Annotated in this window: 18 protein-coding genes and 1 riboswitch; of the genes, 9 read left to right on the top strand and 9 right to left on the bottom strand. The window is 72.7% G+C overall.

The features are described 5' to 3' along the window. Positions 1-107 precede the first annotated feature (107 nt). From AB0B98_RS24925 to AB0B98_RS24940, 4 genes are all read left to right on the top strand, one after another. Positions 108-1,370, top strand: coding sequence for a DUF2786 domain-containing protein (locus AB0B98_RS24925; RefSeq protein ID WP_357365687.1), 1,263 nt, complete (start codon positions 108-110; stop codon positions 1,368-1,370). 180 nt (positions 1,371-1,550) lie between these two features. Continuing rightward, positions 1,551-1,907: a YciI family protein gene (locus AB0B98_RS24930; protein WP_238671370.1), complete on the top strand. Its 357-nt coding sequence runs from the start codon at positions 1,551-1,553 to the stop codon at positions 1,905-1,907. Next, positions 1,904-3,157: a DUF6596 domain-containing protein gene (locus AB0B98_RS24935; RefSeq protein ID WP_357365689.1), complete on the top strand. Its 1,254-nt coding sequence runs from the start codon at positions 1,904-1,906 to the stop codon at positions 3,155-3,157. Before AB0B98_RS24930 ends, AB0B98_RS24935 begins: the two co-directional genes overlap by 4 nt. A 91-nt stretch (positions 3,158-3,248) precedes the next feature. Continuing rightward, a complete protein-coding gene (locus AB0B98_RS24940) occupies positions 3,249-3,911 on the top strand; it encodes a class I SAM-dependent methyltransferase (protein WP_357365691.1) in 663 nt (220 codons plus the stop codon). Positions 3,912-3,958: 47 nt separating this feature from the next. On the opposite strand, the gene AB0B98_RS24945 is transcribed toward AB0B98_RS24940, so the two are convergent. The 7 genes from AB0B98_RS24945 to AB0B98_RS24975 all read right to left on the bottom strand — a co-directional run bounded on the left by AB0B98_RS24945 (position 3,959) and on the right by AB0B98_RS24975 (position 10,000). Beyond that, a complete protein-coding gene (locus AB0B98_RS24945; RefSeq protein WP_357365693.1) occupies positions 3,959-5,419 on the bottom strand; it encodes an alpha/beta hydrolase in 1,461 nt (486 codons plus the stop codon). Positions 5,420-5,542: 123 nt separating this feature from the next. Beyond that, the gene (locus AB0B98_RS24950; protein WP_238671325.1) at positions 5,543-5,812 is read right to left on the bottom strand and encodes a hypothetical protein; all 270 of its coding nucleotides are present in this window, start codon (positions 5,810-5,812) and stop codon (positions 5,543-5,545) included. Continuing rightward, entirely contained in the window at positions 5,809-6,156 is a 348-nt protein-coding gene (locus AB0B98_RS24955; protein WP_357267031.1) for a helix-turn-helix domain-containing protein, read from the bottom strand. Before AB0B98_RS24955 ends, AB0B98_RS24950 begins: the two co-directional genes overlap by 4 nt. A 163-nt stretch (positions 6,157-6,319) precedes the next feature. Next, a complete protein-coding gene (locus tag AB0B98_RS24960) occupies positions 6,320-6,493 on the bottom strand; it encodes a CsbD family protein (RefSeq protein WP_036410891.1) in 174 nt (57 codons plus the stop codon). A 74-nt stretch (positions 6,494-6,567) separates the two neighbouring features. Beyond that, positions 6,568-8,814, bottom strand: coding sequence for a heavy metal translocating P-type ATPase (locus AB0B98_RS24965; protein WP_357365695.1), 2,247 nt, complete (start codon positions 8,812-8,814; stop codon positions 6,568-6,570). Between the two features lie 12 nt (positions 8,815-8,826). Next, on the bottom strand, positions 8,827-9,777 hold the full coding sequence (locus AB0B98_RS24970) for a hypothetical protein (protein ID WP_357365697.1): 951 nt from the start codon (positions 9,775-9,777) through the stop codon (positions 8,827-8,829). 13 nt (positions 9,778-9,790) lie between these two features. Next, positions 9,791-10,000, bottom strand: coding sequence for a copper ion binding protein (locus tag AB0B98_RS24975; RefSeq protein WP_091395144.1), 210 nt, complete (start codon positions 9,998-10,000; stop codon positions 9,791-9,793). A gap of 94 nt (positions 10,001-10,094) precedes the next feature. Between AB0B98_RS24975 and AB0B98_RS24980 the strand changes: the two genes are divergently transcribed. Next, positions 10,095-10,391, top strand: a complete 297-nt coding sequence (locus AB0B98_RS24980) for a metal-sensitive transcriptional regulator (RefSeq protein WP_030329541.1) — start codon at positions 10,095-10,097, stop codon at positions 10,389-10,391. Positions 10,392-10,397: 6 nt separating this feature from the next. On the opposite strand, the gene AB0B98_RS24985 is transcribed toward AB0B98_RS24980, so the two are convergent. Then, positions 10,398-12,455, bottom strand: coding sequence for a heavy metal translocating P-type ATPase (locus tag AB0B98_RS24985; protein WP_357365699.1), 2,058 nt, complete (start codon positions 12,453-12,455; stop codon positions 10,398-10,400). Between the two features lie 362 nt (positions 12,456-12,817). Here AB0B98_RS24985 and AB0B98_RS24990 point away from each other — a divergent pair, with 362 nt between their 5' ends. Both AB0B98_RS24990 and AB0B98_RS24995 read left to right on the top strand, forming a co-directional pair. Beyond that, positions 12,818-14,188, top strand: a complete 1,371-nt coding sequence (locus AB0B98_RS24990) for a YibE/F family protein (RefSeq protein WP_357365701.1) — start codon at positions 12,818-12,820, stop codon at positions 14,186-14,188. 166 nt (positions 14,189-14,354) lie between these two features. Then, a riboswitch (cyclic di-AMP (ydaO/yuaA leader) is annotated at positions 14,355-14,485 on the top strand. A gap of 4 nt (positions 14,486-14,489) precedes the next feature. After that, a complete protein-coding gene (locus AB0B98_RS24995) occupies positions 14,490-15,509 on the top strand; it encodes a hypothetical protein (protein WP_357267049.1) in 1,020 nt (339 codons plus the stop codon). Positions 15,510-15,565: 56 nt separating this feature from the next. Here the strand turns inward: AB0B98_RS24995 and AB0B98_RS25000 are convergent, their stop codons facing one another. Continuing rightward, positions 15,566-16,291: a carbonic anhydrase gene (locus AB0B98_RS25000; RefSeq protein ID WP_357365703.1), complete on the bottom strand. Its 726-nt coding sequence runs from the start codon at positions 16,289-16,291 to the stop codon at positions 15,566-15,568. A gap of 238 nt (positions 16,292-16,529) precedes the next feature. Between AB0B98_RS25000 and AB0B98_RS25005 the strand changes: the two genes are divergently transcribed. Further along, positions 16,530-16,853, top strand: coding sequence for a MarR family winged helix-turn-helix transcriptional regulator (locus tag AB0B98_RS25005; protein ID WP_357365704.1), 324 nt, complete (start codon positions 16,530-16,532; stop codon positions 16,851-16,853). A 51-nt stretch (positions 16,854-16,904) separates the two neighbouring features. Further along, positions 16,905-18,134, top strand: a complete 1,230-nt coding sequence (gene mycP / locus AB0B98_RS25010; protein WP_357365706.1) for a type VII secretion-associated serine protease mycosin — start codon at positions 16,905-16,907, stop codon at positions 18,132-18,134. Positions 18,135-18,204: the final 70 nt, after the last annotated feature.

The raw sequence follows: 18,204 nt of genomic DNA on the forward strand, positions 1-18,204 counted from the left end.
TCGAGCCGACCCCGGGCCATCCCCGTTTCACGACTCCCGCACCAGTGGCGGCATGATCATGGAGCCTGGAGGGGCAGCGACAGCCAGATCCCGAGAAGGAGGTGCCCGTGCCGGACGCGGACGAACTCGTCGCCAACGCGCTCGCGGCGGTGCGCGGCACTGACGTACGGCAGGCCGAACGGCAGCTGGACCAACTGATGGTCGGCACCGGCGCCGCGGACGGCACCACTGCGGTGGACGCCGCTCTGCTGCGTCGCCTGGTTCGCGGCCTGGGCCGGCTCTGGCCGCGCGGTTGGCAGCCGGTCGACGTGGACCGGATCACCAGTCGACGGCTCGACGCCCGCGCGGCCCGGCTGGTTCGTGCCGCGATGGCCGCCCAGCGGCGCGACCAGACCGAGCCGGTCCCGGCCTGGTGGGACGACCAGCTACGCGAGCTGGTGGCCACCGAGGGCGGTGCCGACCGCAGCGTGTTGGCTGGTTGGGCCGGCCGGGAGGGTCTGGACCGCGCCGACGCGCTCCGCGCGGCCGTGGACACTCTCGCGCTGGTGGAGAGCCTGCCGCCGATCGCGGTGCTGCGTCCACCGCCGGGTACGAGCGGCGCGGCACTGCCTCGCACGGCGGGCACGGCTCGCAGCGGGTCGCCGATGCTGGATCGGGTGCGGGCGCTGCTGGCGAAGGCCGAGTCGACCACCTTCCCGGCGGAGGCGGAGGCGTTGACGGGGAAGGCCCAGGAGCTGATCGCCCGGCACAGCATCGACGAGGCGCTGCTGGCGGTCGGGTCGGAGCGCGGGGACCTGCCCGGCGGCGTCCGCCTGAGCACCGACGCCCCGTACGCGGGCGCGAAGGCGCTGCTGGTGCAGGAGGTGGCGGCGGCGAACCGGTGCGAGGCGGTCTGGTCCGACGATCTGGGCTTCGCCACAGTGCTGGGCTGGCCGGCCGATCTGGTGGCGGTGGAGTTGCTCTACACGTCGCTGCTGGTCCAGGCCACGGCGGCGATGCTGCGTGGGCGCGCCGAGCGCCGGCCGGGGTCGGGGCGACGGACGAAGGTCTGGGACGAGTCCTTCCTCAACGCGTTCGCGCTGCGGATCGGCGAGCGGCTGCGTACTGCCACCGAGGCGGCGACACACGCGGCGGACCAGGCGGCGGCCGAGACGGCCGGGGCGGAACGGCTGTTGCCGGTGCTCGCGGCGCGGGGCGAGGCGGTTCGGGAGCGGTTGGACACGCTCTTTCCCGGCGTCACCCGGCACCGGCTCAGCGTGCGTGACGCCGAGGGCTGGTCGTCCGGCACCTCGGCGGCCGACCGGGCTTCGCTGGACGTCGGCGGTGCCCGGAAGCCCCGACAGGTGCCCGGCCGACCCGATCCGCGCTGAACGCTGTTCCGCTGACCGGGCCTCGATCTCGGCCCGTCCGGCGTGGGACCGCCCCCGGCGGACGTTTCTGCGATTTTCTTCGGTACGCGGTAGGGATCGGGGGAACGGCTCCGACCCTCCGGTGAGTCGCGCCCCGGTCGGGGGTGCGGCCAGAGCCTGAGGAGCATCGCCGTGAAGTACATGCTGCTGATCTGGAACCGCCCCGGCTTCACCGAGGAGCTGAGCGAGCAGGAGCGCACCGCCCTCTTCGGTGAGGTCGACGAGATCATGAAGGAGCTGGCCGAGACGGGCGAGCTGATCGGCGGCCAGGCGTTGGCCAATCCGTCGCAGACGTTGACGGTCCGGCTCGTGGACGGCAGCCCCGAGGTCCTCGACGGTCCGTTCATGGAGAGCAAGGAGCAGTTCGCCGGTTACCTGGCCGTCGACTGCGACAGCCCGCAGCGGGCCGCCGAGATCGCCGCCCGCTGGCCGGACGTCCGGTACGGCGGTGCGATGGAGGTCCGCCCGATCATGGACGAGGCCGGGACGGAGATGTGACCGGGGACCGGACGGTCGAGGATCTGCTGCGCACGTTCGCGCCGCAGGTCCTCGGCCTGCTGGTCCGTCGGCACGGACAGTTCGACAGGTGCGAGGACGCGGTCCAGGAGGCCCTGCTCGCCGCCGCGACGCAGTGGCCCGGCCAGGGCGTACCGGATAATCCGCGCGCCTGGTTGCTCACGGTGGCCACTCGCCGCCTCACCGACGAGTGGCGCAGCGAGAGCGCGCGCCGCGACCGCGAGGTGGCGGTGGCGCGGCGCGAGCCGGCGTACGCCGGAGTGGCGCCCGCGGCGGACGCGGAGCCCACAGTTCCGACCGACGACGACACCCTCACGCTGCTGTTCCTCTGCTGCCACCCGGCGCTGCCCGGATCGGCGCAGGTGGCGCTCACCCTGCGAGCGGTCGGCGGTCTCAGCACCGCCCAGATCGCCCGGGCGCACCTGGTGCCCGAGGCGACGATGAGTCAACGGATCCGGCGAGCCAAGCAGCGGATCGAGGCCGCCGGGGCACGGTTCACGATGCCGGGGCCGGGCGAGCGGGGCGAGCGGCTGGGAACCGTGCTGCGGGTCCTGTATCTGATCTTCAACGAGGGCTACACCGCGTCCAGTGGCCCGGATCTGCGCCGGGCCGAGCTGACCGGCGAGGCGATCCGGCTGGCTCGGATCCTGCGCGGGCTGCTGCCCGACGACGGTGAGGTGGCCGGGCTGCTGGCGCTGATGTTGTTGACCGACGCGCACCGGGCGGCCCGGGTGGGGCCGGACGGGGAGTTGGTGCCGCTGGCGGAGCAGGACCGTTCCCGATGGGACGCCGCCGCCATCGCGGAGGGGGTCGCGCTGATCACCGAGGCGCTGACCTGGTCGCCGCCCGGGCCGTACCAGCTCCAGGCGGCGATCGCCGCTGTGCACGCCGAGGCGCCGACGGCGGCGGAGACGGACTGGCGGCAGATCGTCGCGCTCTACCGGCTGCTGGCCCGGGTCGCGCCGAACCCGATGGTCACCCTCAACCAGGCGGTGGCGGTGGCGATGGTCGACGGGCCCCGCGCGGGGCTCGCTCTGCTCACGCCGTTGGACGCCGACGAACGCACGGCCGGGCACCACCGGCTGGCCGCCGTCCGGGCTCACCTGTTGGAGTTGGCCGGGGAGGTCGGTGCGGCGCGGGAGGCGTACCTGGTGGCGGCGCGGGGCACCACGAGCCGGCCCGAGCAGCGCTACCTGGAGGTGCGGGCGGCCCGGCTGACCGGGCAGGGGTGAACGACGTCGTCTTGCCGTTTTGGCAACAATCTTTGCGCATCGCTCGGTCGCCGGTCACAGTCGTGGGCGACGCGCGAAGGAGCAGGCACAGATGACCGAGCAGCACGAGTTCGACAAGGACTACTGGGAGCGGCACTGGCACCAGGCGCACCACGACCGTCCCGGCGCGATGAGCACGAGTCCCGCGCACCCGTACCTGGCCCGGGAGATCGGCGCTCTGGTGCCGGGTTCGGCGTTGGACGCCGGGTGCGGCGCTGGCGCCGAGGCGATCTCGCTCGCCGCCCACGGCTGGCAGGTCACCGCCGTCGACATCGCACCTGTCGCGCTCGCCCGAGCCGCCGAACGCGCAGCGGAGAGCGGGGTGTCCGAGCGCGTGCGGTGGGTGGAGGCGGACCTGACGGCCTGGGCTCCGGAGGCACGGTTTGACCTGGTCACGACGCACTACGCGCACCCCGCGATGCCGCAGTTGGCCTTCTACGACCGCATCGCCGAGTGGGTGGCACCCGGCGGCACCCTCCTGATCGTCGGGCATCTGCACACCTCGGAAGCCTCCGCGCCGGGGCACGGACACGGGCACGGGCACGGGCCTGGGCACCACCCGCCGGACGAGGCATCGGTCACCCTCGCGGACATCACCGCCGGCCTGGACGGCAGCACCTGGGAGATCGTCACCGCCGAGGAGCACCGCCGCACGATGCCGGGCCGCGAGGCGCCGCTGCACGACGTGGTCGTACGCGCCACCCGACGCCAGTGAGCACACCGCTGCCGACCGCCGGGCGTCCCGGCGGCCGGCAGCGGCTGTCACACAGCGGGCTCGACGGCCGGGCAGCTGGCGCCCCGGACGGGCACCACCTGATCGATCAGGTACGAGTCGACGGCTCGTTGCACGCACGGGCTGCTGCTGTAGCTGCCGTGCCCCCACCCCCGGTAGGTGAGCAGCGCGCCGTGCCGACCCAACTGCCGCGCCACGTTGCGCGCCCAGTCGTAGCCGCTCGCCGGGTCGTGCACCGTGGCGGCAACCAGCAGCGGCACGTCGGTGTGCACCAGTAGCCGATGCTGCGGGTTGGCCACCGGCGTCGGGGTGCCCAGGCAGGTGACCAGCGCGAACAGCGCCGGCGGGTAGCGCAGGTCCGGCGCGAGCCGGGCCGCCCGGCGCAGATGTCCGGCGTACTCCCGGTAGTCGCGCACCGGCAGGCTCCAGTCCTGACAGAAAACCGCGAAGGGGTACGGAGCCACGGCCTCGTCCGCCAACGGGCGGACGCTCGGCGTGATGGCCGTTCCCTCCAGTCGGAGGATCCACTCGGCCAGGCCCGGCCACCGCAGGGTGTCGTAGAACTCCTTGTGGGTGAGCCTGATCAACTCGAATGGGTTCAGCACCACCCCGGGCCGCTTCGGGTCGGTCAGCAGACCGCGCTCGGCCCGGGCGTGCAGCCCGGCCCAGATCGCCCGGAAGTCCCGACCGTGCAGCGCGCAGGCCGTGGACCGGTCACACCAGGCGACGAACTCGTCGAACGCGCCCTCGGCGGTGGCGGCCTGGGTGTCCAGGAAGGCGCGGGTGCCGAGGCTGTGGTCCATGGCGGCCTCCAGCACGATGGCCCGGACCCGGTCGGGGTACAGCTCGGCGTACCGCTGCCCGAGCACTGTGCCGTACGAGCTGCCGTGGAAGGTCAACTGCCGCTCGCCGAGCGCGGCGCGGATCGCGTCCAGGTCGCGGGCGGCGCTGGTGGTGTCGACGTGGTCGTAGAGCGCCCCGGTGCGGGCCCGGCAGTCGGCGCGCAGCAGCGCGTTGTTGGCCAGCGTGGCGTCGAACTGCGCCTGGTCGGCGATCAGTTGTGGTTGCCGGGCGAGCAGGTCCCGGGCGCAGACCACGGGGTGGCTGTCGCCGGTGCCGCGTGGGTCGAAGCTAACGATGTCGAACCGGGCCCGCAGGTCGGCGCTGAACCGGGAGCTGCCGTTCACCACCCGGTCGACCCCGCTGTCGCCCGGCCCGCCGGGGCCGAAGACCAGCGCGCCTTCCCGGGTGGCCGGCTTGGCGGCCCGGCGGGCCAGCGACAGGTCGAAGCGCTCACCTCGGGGTCGGTTCCAGTCCACGGGCAGCGACAGGGTGCCGCACTCGGCGCTGCTGTCCTCGGCGCACGGCCGCCACTCGATCGTCGGGGCGGGTTGTGGTCGGGCGGCGGCCGGGCTCGCCGGGGCCAGGCCGGTGGCCGTCACGGCCAGGGCGACCGCCCAGCCGACTGCGGATTTGCGTACGCGCAGCATGAGGTGCTGTCCTCTCCTCGAAGGGGCGTTGCCTGTGAAACTCGCCCACTGGGCGAGGTGATGCTGCTTCCACCCGGGCCGTCGAGTAGCCGCTCGGCGGCCCGGGGCCTCTCGTCCGCCGGGTCAGTCGACCTCGCGCAGGACGCGTTCGAGCGTGGTCATCCGGGTCTCCATCCCGCCCAGCCGGCCGTCCATCGCCGCGAGCAGTCGGGCGTTGTCCGCCTGGGCCTGAGCGGCCGTCTCGGCGAGCCGGCGGTAGTCGTCCGCCCGGTCCGCCTCGTACCGGGCCCGCCGGGTCTTGGCGAGCTGCACGACGGTCACCGTGACCACGCTGATCAGGAAGGCGAAGATGCCGATCGCGCCGACCACCTCGGTCCAGTCGTGCTCGCTCATCGCTGTGCTCCCGGCTGCTCGCCCGAGTCGGGCACCGTCAGCGTCTCGACCGCGGCCGCGATGACAGCGGGGGTGAGTGTGAGCACGAACGGCTCCACCTCGTAGTAGTTCATGGCCTTCCCGTCCTCCGACAACTCCAGGCGGGCGGTGACCAGCCCGGCCGCCGCCAGCTTCCGTAGGTGGACCTGCAACAGCGCCCGGCTGATGCCCAGTTGCCGGGCCAGCCCACTGACGTACGCACGTTCACGGGCCAACGCGGCGACGACCCGCAGCCGGTGCGGGTTGGCCAGGGTGGCCAGCACCCGGACCAGGTCGTCGCCGGTCGGCGGTGAGGCGGCGCTCATAACCAGCCCTTGCACATGCCAAGGAAAGTTAGCAGGTGTCGGCGCGCTGCGGTGCGGGACGCGAGTGGAATCAGGGGGATCTCAGGGTCGGCGAAAGAGTCCTGACACACAGCACGCCGGGCCGGTGATGATCACCGGCCCGGCGTGCGGGTTACGTCGTACGTCAGCTCTTGAAGGCGTCCTTGATCTTCTCGCCCGCCTGCTTGAGCTTGGCGGTGGACTGGTCAGCGCGACCCTCCGCCTCCAGCTGCTCGTTGTCGGTGGCCCGACCGGCGCCTTCCTTCAGCTTGCCGGTCGCGTCCTCGGTGGCGTTGTTGATCTTGTCGTCGAATCCCATTGCCAACCTCCATTGCAAGCGTCGCTACGACAACAGAGGTACCCCCGCCGGCACCGGCCCAACCATTACCGTCGTCACAGATCGGCAGCGGCCGGACGAAAGCGACGCAGGCGCAGGCTGTTGGCCACCACGAAGACCGAGGACAGCGCCATCGTGGCGCCGGCGATCATCGGGTTGAGCAGCCCGGCGGCGGCCAACGGCAGCGCCGCCACGTTGTAGCCGAACGCCCAGAACAGGTTGCCCCGGATGATGCCGAGCGTGCGGCGGGACAACCGGATGGCGTCCACAGCGGCGTCCAGGTCGCCCCGGACGAGGGTGAGGTCGGCCGCCTCGATCGCCACGTCGGCGCCGGTACCCATGGCCAGCCCCAGGTCGGCCTGGGCCAGCGCCGGGGCGTCGTTGACCCCGTCACCGACCATCGCCACCGACCGCCCCTCGGCCTGAAGCCGCTTGATCACGTCGACCTTCCCGGCCGGCAGCACCTCGGCGATCACCTCGTCGACGCCCACCTCGGCGGCGACCGCGCGAGCAACTGTGGTGTTGTCCCCGGTCAGCAGGACCGGAGTCAGCCCCAGCCCGCGCAGCCGAGCCACCGCCGCCCGGCTCGTCGGCCGAACCACGTCGGCGACAGTGAGCACGCCCCGGGCCCGTCCGTCCCAGCCGGCGACGATCGGCGTACGGCCGGCAGCCTCGGCGTCGCGCACTGCCCACTCGACCTCCGGCGGTACGTCGAGCTCACGCTCGCGCAGCAGCCGGACCCGGCCGACCAGCACGGCCCGCCCGTCGACGGTGCCGGTCACCCCCAGCCCTTCGAGGTTGCCGAAGGCGGTCACCGGGGGCAGCGCGCCCGCGTCGGTGGCAGCGGCCGCGACCGCACGGGCGATCGGGTGCTCGGAGGCGGCCTCCACCGCTCCGGCGAGCCGGAGCAGCTCGGCCCGGTCCACACCGCTCGCCGGCACCACGTCCACCACTGTCATCCGGCCGGTCGTCACGGTGCCGGTCTTGTCGAGCACCACGGTGTCCACCCGGCGGGTCGACTCCAGCACCTCCGGGCCCTTGATCAGCACGCCGAGCTGGGCGCCCCGACCGGTGCCGACCAGTAGCGCCGTCGGGGTGGCCAGGCCGAGCGCGCACGGGCAGGCGATGATCAGCACGGCCACGGCGGCGGTGAACGCGGCGGTCGGGCCGGCCCCGCTGCCGAGCCACCAGCCGAGCGTGCCGACGGCGAGGGTGATGACGATCGGAACGAAGACGCCGGAGATCCGGTCCGCCAGCCGCTGCACGGCTGCCTTGCCGCTCTGCGCCTGCTCCACCAGGTCGGCCATCCGGGCGAGCTGGGTGTCCGCGCCGACCCGGGTGGCGGTGACGATGAGCCGCCCACCCGCGTTGATCGTGGCGCCGACCACGCCGTCACCCGGGGCGACCTCGACCGGCACCGACTCACCGGTGAGCATGCTGGCATCGACGGCGGAGGTGCCCTCGTCGACCACTCCGTCGGTGGCGATCTTCTCCCCGGGGCGGACCACGAACCGGTCACCGACGGCGAGCCGGTCCACCGGGATCAGGGTCTCCACGCCGTCACGCAGCACTGTCACGTCCTTGGCGCCGAGGTCGAGCAGGGCGCGTAGGGCGGCGCCGGCGGTCCGCTTGGAACGGGCCTCGAAGTAGCGACCGGCCAGGATGAACACTGTGACCCCGGCGGCGGCCTCCAGGTAGATGTTGCCGGCGCCGTCGGTGCGGGTGATGTCGAAGCGGAACGGGTGCGTCATGCCGGGCATCCCCGCGTCGCCGAGGAAGAGCGCCCAGAGCGACCAACCGAACGCGGCCAGGGTGCCGAGCGACACCAGGGTGTCCATGGTGGCCGCGCCGTGCCGCAGGTTGGTCCAGGCGGCCCGGTGGAACGGCAGCCCACCCCAGACCACCACCGGGGCGGCCAGGGTCAGCGACAACCATTGCCAATAGTCGAACTGCCAGGCCGGGACCATGGCCAGCAGCACCACCGGCACGCTCAGGGCCACCGACACCCAGAGCCGGGTACGCGGCCCCCGCAACGGGTCCACCGGGGGTTCCGCGCTGGGCGGGGCTGGCAGCGCCGCCGTGTAACCGGTCTTCTGCACGGTCCCGATCAGGTCGTCCGGCGTGATGCCGTCGGCGTACCGGACGGTCGCCTTCTCGGTGGCGTAGTTGACTGTGGCGCTCACCCCGTCCATCCGGTTGAGCTTCTTCTCGATCCGGGCTGCGCACGCGGCGCAGGTCATCCCGCCGATCGCCAGTTCGATCCGGTTGGGCGCCTCGGGCAGGGGTCTGCTGGTGGTGGTCATCGTCTGGTCCCGTCAGTTGTGTCCGTGCCCGGGGGTGCCGTGGTCGGCCCCGCCGGTCGGTGCGGGCCCGCTCGGAGTGGGGGCGTCGCCGGTCGGGGCAGCGTCGGCGACCACTGTGAACTCGGCGGTGTGCACCCGCCCACCGTGTTGGAAGTCGAGGTAGAGACGGTAGCTGCCGGTCGAGGGCACCTCGGCGAGGAAGGTGACGGCCGGACCGGGTCGGGTGCGCCCATCGCCGGGCGTCCCGTCCGGGTGCACGTGCAGGTAGGCCAGATCGCCCTGGCGCAGTGCCACAAGGTGCCCGTACGCGCCCAGGTAGGGCTCCAGGTCGGTGACCGGCTGCCCGTCCCGGCTGACGGTCAGTGTCAGCGACGACGTGCGGCCGGGCTGCGGCGCTCCGGTCAGGGTGACCGTGTAGCCGTCGACCGTGGTGGTGGTCGCCGGGGCGGGCAGCGGCCGTTCGGTCAACTCGCCGGGGACTGTCACGTCCACGCCGAGGGTCAGCGGCTCACCCCCGGTCGGGGTGAAGTCGGCGAACGCCCGCCACTGCCCGGGGCCGGCCAGCGGGGTGTCGACCCGCCAGGTGCCGTCCGGGGCCAGCTCGGGGTGGACGTGACGGAAGCCGGAGAGGTCCCGACGGGCGACGATCAGGTGCATCTGCTTGTCGTGCGCCACGTCGTACCGGGTGACCGGGCGGCCGTCCGGGCCGGCGATCCGGAAGGCGAACTCGCCGGCCGGGGCGTCGACCGGTTCGAGGGTGTAGCCGTGTTCGGAGACGAGCAGCCCGCCGGGGAGCCGATCGCCCGTCCCGCCCCGTTCGTCCGCCGTCGGGGTGGTGGCGGCATCGTCGTGCCGGCTCTCGGCGGCCGGGGCGGTGTCGACGACCCTGCCGACCCCGTAGGTGGCGCCGAACACCGCCGCCAGGCCGACGGCGAACCCGGCGAGTCTCGTCACGGTACGCACGCCGGCCCGCCGATCACGCGTCGACGAGGTCGTAGCCGGCCTCGTCGACAGCGGCTCGGACGACAGCGGTGTCCAGCGGCTGATCGCTGCTGACGGTGACCCGGCCGGCCGCGAGGTCGACCTGGACGTCACGCACCCCCGCGATGGCGCCGACCTCGGCGCTCACCGCGCTGACGCAGTGCCCACAGGTCATGCCCTGCACCTGATACGTCGTGTTGACCATTGGATCGTCTCCTTCGCGGTACCGGTACCCGGTGGGGGTATCTCGACAGAGCCGACCGTACCATACCCCCTGGGGGTACGCTATCCTTGTCGGCATGACCGCACCCACCCCGATCCGCGGATACACCGCCAGCAAGGACCAGCTGCTCGCGCGGCTCCGCCGCGTCGAGGGGCAGGTCCGGGGCATCGAGAAGATGGTCGACGACGACCGCTACTGCATCGACGTGCTCACCCAGATCTCCGCCATCCAGGCCGCCCTCGACAAGGTGGCCCTCGGGCTGCTCGACGGGCACGCCCGGCACTGCATGCACGAGGGCGCCGCCGAGGGTCGGGCCGACGAGATGGCCACCGAGATGATGGCGGCGGTCGGCCGGCTCATGAAGCGCGGCTGACCGCGCTCAGTCCGGCGCAGGGTCGAGACGGACCCTGCGCAGCAACTGCGCGTTGAGCGCCACCACGATGGTGGACGCCGACATCAGCACCGCGGCCAGCGCCGGGCTCAACGCCACGCCGGCCCAGGCCAGCACCCCGGCGGCCAACGGCAGCGCCACCACGTTGTAGCCGGCCGCCCAGGCCAGGTTCTGTCGCATCTTCCGGTACGACGCCCGGGACAGCCGGACCACTGCCCCCACCCCGCGCGGGTCCGAGGATGCCAGCACCACCCCGGCGGACTCGATCGCCACATCGGTGCCCGCGCCGATCGCGATGCCCACGTCCGCCCGGGCCAGCGCCGGCGCGTCGTTCACCCCGTCACCCACCATCGCCACCACCAACCCCCGTCGCTGAAGCTCGGCCACCCGATCGTCCTTCTCCGCCGGCAGCACCTCGGCGAAGACCTCGTCGACGCCCGGTCGGAAGCCGAGGTCGGCGGCGACCGCCTCGGCCACCGACCGGGCGTCACCAGTGATCATGGCGATGGTGCGGACACCCTCGGCACGCAGCTCGTCGACGGCACGCCGGGCCTCCGGACGCACCTCGTCGGTCAACGCGAACGCACCGAGCACGGCGTCCGGCAGCCGCACCAGGTGCAACACCGCGGCACCCCGCGCCGACCACCGCCCGGTCGCGGCCTCCAGCTCCGCCGGGACCGGAAGGCCCAACTCGCGCAGCAGCGCCGGCCCGCCCACCGCGTACTCCGTACCGTCGATCGTCGCCTGCACACCGCGGCCCGGCAGCGACCGGAACCCGGCTGCCCGGGCCGGGCCGGCGCTCCCGACCGCCGCCACTATCGCCCGGGCCAACGGATGTTCGCTCTCCGACTCGACACCGGCCGCGATCCGCAGCACCTCGTCCCGCTCGACGCCGGACACCGTCACCAGGTCGGTCACGCCGTGCTCGCCCCTTGTCAGCGTGCCGGTCTTGTCGAAGAGCACCGCGCCGACGGTCCGCATCCGCTCCAGCGCCAACCGGTCCTTGACCAGAATCCCGGACCGCGCGGCGAGCGCCGTGGAGAGCGCCACGACCAGCGGGATGGCGAGACCCAGCGCGTGCGGGCAGGCGATCACCAGGACGGTGACCGCACGAACCACCGCCTCGTCCGGCTGACCGAGCGCGGTCCAGACCAGCACCGTCAGCACGGCGGTGCCGGTGGCCAGGTAGAACAGCGCCGCGGCGAACCGGTCGGCCAACAGTTGGGCCCGTCCACCGGAAGCCTGGGCCTGCGCGACCATGCGCTGGATGCCGGCGAGGGCGGTCTGCTCACCCAACGCCTCGACGCGCACCCGGACCGCCGAGTCGGTGGCGACGGTGCCGGCCACCACCCGGTCGCCCGTCGACCTGGCGACCGGCCGCGACTCCCCGGTGATCATCGACTCGTCCAGCTCTGCGGCGCCCTTGACGACCTGGCCATCCGCCGGCACCCGACCCCCCGGTCGGACCAGCACCACGTCGCCGATCCGCAGACCGGTCACCGGCACCGCCTCGACCCGCCCGTCCGCCGCCACCCGTTCGGCCTCGTCCGGCAACAGCGCGGCCAGCGCCGTCAGCGCTCCCCGGGCCTGCCCGATGGCCTTCATCTCCTGCCAGTGCCCGAGCAGCATGATGGTGACCAGCGCGGCCAACTCCCACCAGAAGTCCAGGTCGAAGGCGCCGACGCTGGTCGCCAGGGACGCGGCGTACGCGACGGTGATCGCCATCGCGACCAGCAACATCATCCCGGGCGCCCGGTCCCGGACCTCCCGAACCGCACCGACCAGGAACGGCCAGCCGCCCCACCAGAACACCACCGAGCCGAGCACCGGCCCCACCCAGTCCTGGCCGGGGACGCTGTCGTCCCCGGCCAGGCCCAGCTGACCCGACACGAGATGACTCGTCAGCACCACCGGGACGGTCAACACCAGGCAGACCCAGAACCGGCGGCGGAACATCGCCGGATCGTGCCCGGCGTGCTTGTCGTGCTTGCCGTGCTGGTCGTGCTGGTCGTGCTGGTCGTGCCCAGAGTGCTTGTCGTCGGGCATGGGTCCGGCGCGTCGCGGTCGGTCAGGATCGGGCGGTGTCGGAGCGGGCATGGCTCCAACATGCCGCCCCGGAGACCGCCGCGCGAGCGGTTCGGCCACCCGACACTCCGCCACGACCTGCGACCCCCGCGAGGGCTGGCTAGCATCTCCCACGATGGCCCTCCGAATGCCGCTGCACAGTCGGGCACCGGCGCCGCCACGTCATGGCGTCGCCCCCGGCCGACCGGGCCGAGCACTGACCGTCCGTGATCAGGCGGTCGTCAGGCAGCGATCAGCCCCGCCGTCCGCCGCGTTTCCACAGCAACTGTGAACCGCCCGGCCCGCTGACCCGTATCCCGCACCGGATCGTTGGGAGACTCGCCTTGGCCGCCGACCACACTCACCCCGCTCCGTCCGCCCCACCACGGGTGCGACGGATCCTCGTCGTGACTGTGGTACCCCTCTTCGTCGCCACAGTGCTGGCCGCGGTGCTGCTCTGGCCGCGCGGCGGGTCACCGCAGACCGATGGTGGTGCGGACGTGCCGCGCCACCCCGGCACCGTCACCCGGGTGGTGAGCGAGCCGTGCCCGCAGGTGCCGTCGGTTCCGGAGGGCACACCGAGGGTTGGCGACGGGCGGTGCGGCACTGTCGACGTCCGGGTCGACGACGGACCGAACGCCGGCCAGCAGGTACGAACTCCGGTGCCCGACGGGCCCGGCGCACCCCGGGTCGAGGTCGGCGACGAGGTCGTCCTGGTCGAGCTGGCCGATCCGGTTGATCCCACCACCAGCAACTGGAACATCGCCGAGCACCAACGCGGCACCCCGATGGTGTGGCTGGCGGTGGTCTTCGCTGCCGCGATCGTCGCGTTCGGGCGGTGGCGAGGTCTGGCGGCGCTCGCCGGGCTGGCCGCCAGCTTCGCCATCCTGCTCACCTTCGTGCTGCCGGGCATCAGCGCGGGCAGGTCGCCACTGCTGGTGGCGGTGGTCGGCGCGGCCCTGATCATGTTCGTGGTGCTCTATCTGACCCACGGGGTCACCGCACAGACCTCGGTCGCGGTGCTCGGCACCCTGGGCAGCCTGGTGCTGACCGGCGTGCTCGCCACCATCGCCACCGCCGCGACCCACCTCACCGGGTTCGGCAGCGAAGACGCCACCACCCTGTCGATGTTCCAGGGCGACGTGGACCTGCACGGTCTGCTGCTCGCCGGAATCATCATCGGCTCGCTCGGGGTGCTCGACGACGTGACTGTCACCCAGGCGGCCACCGTCACCGAGCTGGCGAACGCCAACCCCGGGCTGACCCGGTTGCAGCTGTACCGTGCCGCCACCCGGGTCGGCCGCGCGCACATCGCCTCCACTGTCAACACCATCGTGCTGGCGTACGCGGGCGCGTCACTGCCCCTGCTGCTCCTGCTCACCGCCGACGCGCGGCCGATCGGGCAGATCCTCACCAGTGAGTTCCTCGCGCAGGAGATCGTCCGCAGCGCTGTCGCCACCCTCGGTCTGATCGCCGCCGTGCCGCTGACCACGGGGCTGGCCGCTGTGGTGACCGCCGCCGGGCGCAGCGCTGCCGCGGCGTCCACCGACGCTCCCGCGCCCCGGCCCCAGCCGGACCGCAGCGAGGCACTGGCCGCACTCAGCTCACCGCGAACGGCCGGCTCCGACGAGCCGGACCGGACGCGGACCGCACCCCCATCCGAGGCCACCGACCGGTGGCCGGAGCCGAACAGGAGCACGGATACGACATGGTGACACTCCTCAGCGTGACCAGATCGGGCATCCACCCTGAGAACCACGTCACTGGTCACTCAACGCTATGGCGAAATGACGCTTTTGGTCGGCATCCAGGCGTAGCTCAGGCGGTCGACTCTCGGGTAACCTCGCTGCCGGTTACCGATGAAGGCGCGAAGCGGCGCCTGCGGTGCCACCGCCCAATCGCCAACCGGCGAGCCGGGGACCCAGGTGCCTGGGGTGAATCCGCGTCAGCGGTAGGGGCCACTTCCGCCCCGAACCCGTCAGCTAACCCGGTCGGCGGTCGACGGAAGGGAACATTGTGACGGCACCCCTACGCCGCTGGTTGACACCCGTGGTGGCCGTGATCGCCGCACTGACAGTGCTCGCCGGGCCGCTCCCGGCGCACGCCGCCCCGACGAACCCCACACCGTCCGGGCACGAGGAGGACGGCGAGCCCAAGCTGCTCAACGACGTCATCGAGCAGGCCAACCGCGACTACTCCGCCGCAAAGTCCAAGCTGGACAAATCCAAGAAGCGGCAGGGCGAGTTGGCGGCGGAGGTCAACCGCGCCAAGGCCGACCTGGACGCCTTGGCCCCGCAGGTCGGGCAGATCGCCGCCCAGGCGTACCGGACCGGCCGGATCGGCGCGGTCGCGATGCTGCTGGAGAGCGAGGCTCCCGACTCGTTCGTCCAACGCGCCGGGATGCTCGACGAGATGAACATGGTCAACGAGAAGAAGCTCTCCGAGGTCAACGAGGTGAAGGCCCGCGCCGAGCAGGCGAAGCTGGCCCTCGACACCGAGGTCCGCGAGCAGCAGAAGCAGACCGCCCTGATGGCGAAGCGCAAGAGCGAGGCCGACAAGGCGCTCTCCCTCGTCGGCGGCAAGGGCTTCACCGGAGGCCTGGTGGACGCCACCTCCAAGGTCGCGAAGATCGGCCCGGGTCGCACCGCCGACGGTGACTGGAAGCCCCAGTCGTGCAGCGAGAATGACCCCACCACGTCCGGCTGCATCACGCCGCGCACGCTGCACGCGTACAAGGAGGTCAAGGCGGCCGGCTTCAACCGGTTCGTCGGCTGCTACCGCCCCGGCGGGCCGTGGGAGCACCCCAAGGGGCGCGCCTGCGACTGGTCGCTGCAGAAGAGCGGATTCTCCCCGTGGCACAACAACGACACCCGGACGTACGGCAACAACGTTGCCGCGTTCCTCATCCGTAACGCCGACCGGCTCGGCATCTACTACGTGATCTGGAACCGGCAGATCTGGTTCCCGGCCACCGGCTGGAGTTCGTACAGCGGGCCGTCGAACCACACCGACCACGTGCACATGTCACTGCTCTGACCCGCACGATCCCCGTCGAGGGCCGTTCCGCGTGATGCGGAGCGGCCCTCGACGCGTCAGACGGTGGCAGGCGCGGCCGGGTCGGTCGAGGCCGCGGTCTCCAACGCCGCCAGGCCGGCCGGCACGGCGGCCACCGGGCGCACCGCGCCGGCGGCCAGCCGGTAGGACACACCCACCACCGCGCACCGCCCCTGCGCCACCGCGTCGGCCAGCACGGGCGACTGCCCGAGCAACGTCTCGACGGTCTGTGCGATGTGGATGTCGACGATGCCGTCGATGTCGTCCACGCCCTCGGCCGCGGCTCGGCGCAGGCTGGGCAGAACGGCGTCGACCACCGCGCCCAGATGGCCACTCGGCGCGGCGCCGGTCGAGGCGGACTCCCGGGCGGCCTGCACCGCACCGCAGGAGTCGTGGCCGAGCACCACCACCAGCGGGGTGCCGAGGACTGTCACCGCGTACTCGACGCTGCCGAGCACCTCGGGACCGGCGGTGTGCCCGGCGGTGCGAACCACGAACAGGTCGCCCAAACCCCGGTCGAAGATGATCTCGGCAGCCAGCCGCGAGTCGGAGCAGCCGACGATCACCGCGAACGGGTGTTGCCCGTCGGCCACGGCGGCCCGGTGCCCGGCATCCTGGTTGGGGTGGCGTGGGGCGCCATCGACGAAGCGCCGGTTGCCGGCGACCAGCTCGGCGTACGCCCGGGTCGGCTCGCTGAGCGCGGCGGCCCGGTCGGTGGTCCGCTGCGGACCCGGCTGACCGCCGGAGCTCCCGGTATGACTCATCCCGCACCTCGTCTCGACGCATCTGACCTGGTCAAACCGGCTCTCCGCCGGCCGGGCGGCGGGCGCTGGCTCGTGCTCCACCGTCACACGCACCGTAAGATGCGTCAAGGTATGCGTGATTTAGATTTCATACGTTGACTTCGGCCACCCCCTGGGCAACCTTCCCGGGGCGGGGCGGACCAGACTCTCGCGAGGGCAGACGGACATCCGGAAAGGCGGTCACACGATGGCGAGCACGGTGACGGACGAAACCGGCGGCGGGCGGAACTGGACGTTCCTCACCAATCACGGGCACGTCCTGCTGGCCATCGCCCGCGATCCGACCGCCCGGCTGCGCGACGTCGCGGCCGAGGTCGGCGTGACCGAACGGGCCGCGCAGGCGATCGTCGCCGACCTGGAGGCGGGCGGGTACCTGCACCGCACCCGGGTCGGGCGACGCAACGAATACACACTCAACCCGGCCGGCCGGTTCCGGCACCCCGCCGAGGCCGACCGGCAGGTCGGCGACCTGCTCGCGCTGTTCGCCGACGACTCCACAGCGAAGGCAGAGCCCCGGGCCTGACAGTGGTCACCGGGGGCCGCTGACCGATGGTCACGGCGGTAACCTTTGCGTGTGCGCGAATGCCCGCCGTTGAGCGCGACCCCGTCCCGCCGTGCCCTTCGCGGCGTCCTCAGTGGAACGCTGGCGGTCCTGCTCGGCGCCGGCCTGGTGGCACCCTCCCCCGCGACCGCCGCGCCGCCCCTCTGCGGCCCCACCGGCACCGACAGCCTGACCCAGTTGCCGTGGGCGCTCCGCCGGCTGGAGCCGTCCTCGGCGTGGCCCCTGTCCCGGGGCGCCGGGATCACGGTGGCCGTGATCGACTCTGGAGTCTCCGCCGCCCACCCGCTCCTCAAGGGGCAGGTGCTCGAAGGGCGCGACTTCAACGGCCTGCCGGCCCGACAGGGCCAGTGCGACGAGGCCGGGCACGGCACGCTGATCGCGGGCATCATCGCGGGCCGGGAGGGCACTGTCGTCCCCTTCAGCGGCATCGCCCCGGCCGCCCGCATCCTGCCGATCCGGGTTCTGCCGCAGCTCGGCGCGGTCAACAACCCGCAACTCCCGGCGGAGATCGCCGCGGCCATCGACTGGGCGGTCGCGCAGGGCGCCGACGTGATCAACCTGTCCCTGACCACAATTCCCCGCCCCGAACTGACGGCGGCCGTCGAGCGCGCCCTGGCCAAAGGGGTGGTGCTGGTCGCCGCCGCGGGCAACCGGTCGGAAGATTCGCAGAACCTGCCGGGTTACCCGGCGGCGTACCCCGGGGTGATAGCGGTCGGCGGGGTGGACGAGCAGGGCGGCCACGTCGGCACCTCGATCAGCGGCGACTACGTCGACATCGCCGCACCCGGGATGAACATCGTCGGGCCGGCACCCGGAAACAGCGGCTACCGCACCGTGCCGGAGGGCGGCACCAGCTACGCCGCCGCGTACGTCTCGGGAGTGGCCGCGCTGGTCCGGGCCGCCTACCCCAGTCTCGACCCGCAACAGGTCGCGGACCGGCTGACACGCACAGCGGACAACCCACCCGAGGGCCAGAACGCCGACATCGGCCACGGGATGGTCAACCCGTACCGGGCGGTGTCGAGCCTGCTCGGCAGCCGGGCGAACCCTCCGGCCGGCGTGCTCCCGGCGCCCGCCGTACGGGACGACCCGCTGAGCTGGCAGCGCCCCACAGCGATCTGGGCGGCGGTCATCGGCGGGCTACTCGCCCTGCTGCTGCTGGTCGCGCGACCGATCATGACCCTTGGCCGCCGACGCGACTGGCGCCCCGGCCGACGCACCGACGCACCAACTGCCGGCTGAGCGGCGCACCGCAGCCCGGTGCCGACTGTTACGTCCGCCAACGGTTACGTCCGCCAACACCAGACACAGA

The organism is Micromonospora sp. NPDC048947 (assembly GCF_040649495.1).
Lineage (GTDB): Bacteria > Actinomycetota > Actinomycetes > Mycobacteriales > Micromonosporaceae > Micromonospora > Micromonospora alfalfae.

Bases quoted from the DNA above. Each gene is read 5' to 3' on its own strand.
- AB0B98_RS24930 (WP_238671370.1), top strand. From the start codon at position 1,551: ATGCTGCTGATCTGGAACCGCCCCGGCTTCACCGAGGAGCTGAGCGAG.
- AB0B98_RS24965 (WP_357365695.1), bottom strand. From the start codon at position 8,814: ATGACCACCACCAGCAGACCCCTGCCCGAGGCGCCCAACCGGATCGAA.
- AB0B98_RS24955 (WP_357267031.1), bottom strand. From the start codon at position 6,156: ATGAGCGCCGCCTCACCGCCGACCGGCGACGACCTGGTCCGGGTGCTG.
- AB0B98_RS24980 (WP_030329541.1), top strand. From the start codon at position 10,095: ATGACCGCACCCACCCCGATCCGCGGATACACCGCCAGCAAGGACCAG.
- AB0B98_RS24960 (WP_036410891.1), bottom strand. From the start codon at position 6,493: ATGGGATTCGACGACAAGATCAACAACGCCACCGAGGACGCGACCGGC.
- AB0B98_RS24940 (WP_357365691.1), top strand. From the start codon at position 3,249: ATGACCGAGCAGCACGAGTTCGACAAGGACTACTGGGAGCGGCACTGG.
- AB0B98_RS24985 (WP_357365699.1), bottom strand. From the start codon at position 12,455: ATGCCCGACGACAAGCACTCTGGGCACGACCAGCACGACCAGCACGAC.
- AB0B98_RS24975 (WP_091395144.1), bottom strand. From the start codon at position 10,000: ATGGTCAACACGACGTATCAGGTGCAGGGCATGACCTGTGGGCACTGC.
- AB0B98_RS24945 (WP_357365693.1), bottom strand. From the start codon at position 5,419: ATGCTGCGCGTACGCAAATCCGCAGTCGGCTGGGCGGTCGCCCTGGCC.
- AB0B98_RS24950 (WP_238671325.1), bottom strand. From the start codon at position 5,812: ATGAGCGAGCACGACTGGACCGAGGTGGTCGGCGCGATCGGCATCTTC.
- AB0B98_RS25000 (WP_357365703.1), bottom strand. From the start codon at position 16,291: ATGAGTCATACCGGGAGCTCCGGCGGTCAGCCGGGTCCGCAGCGGACC.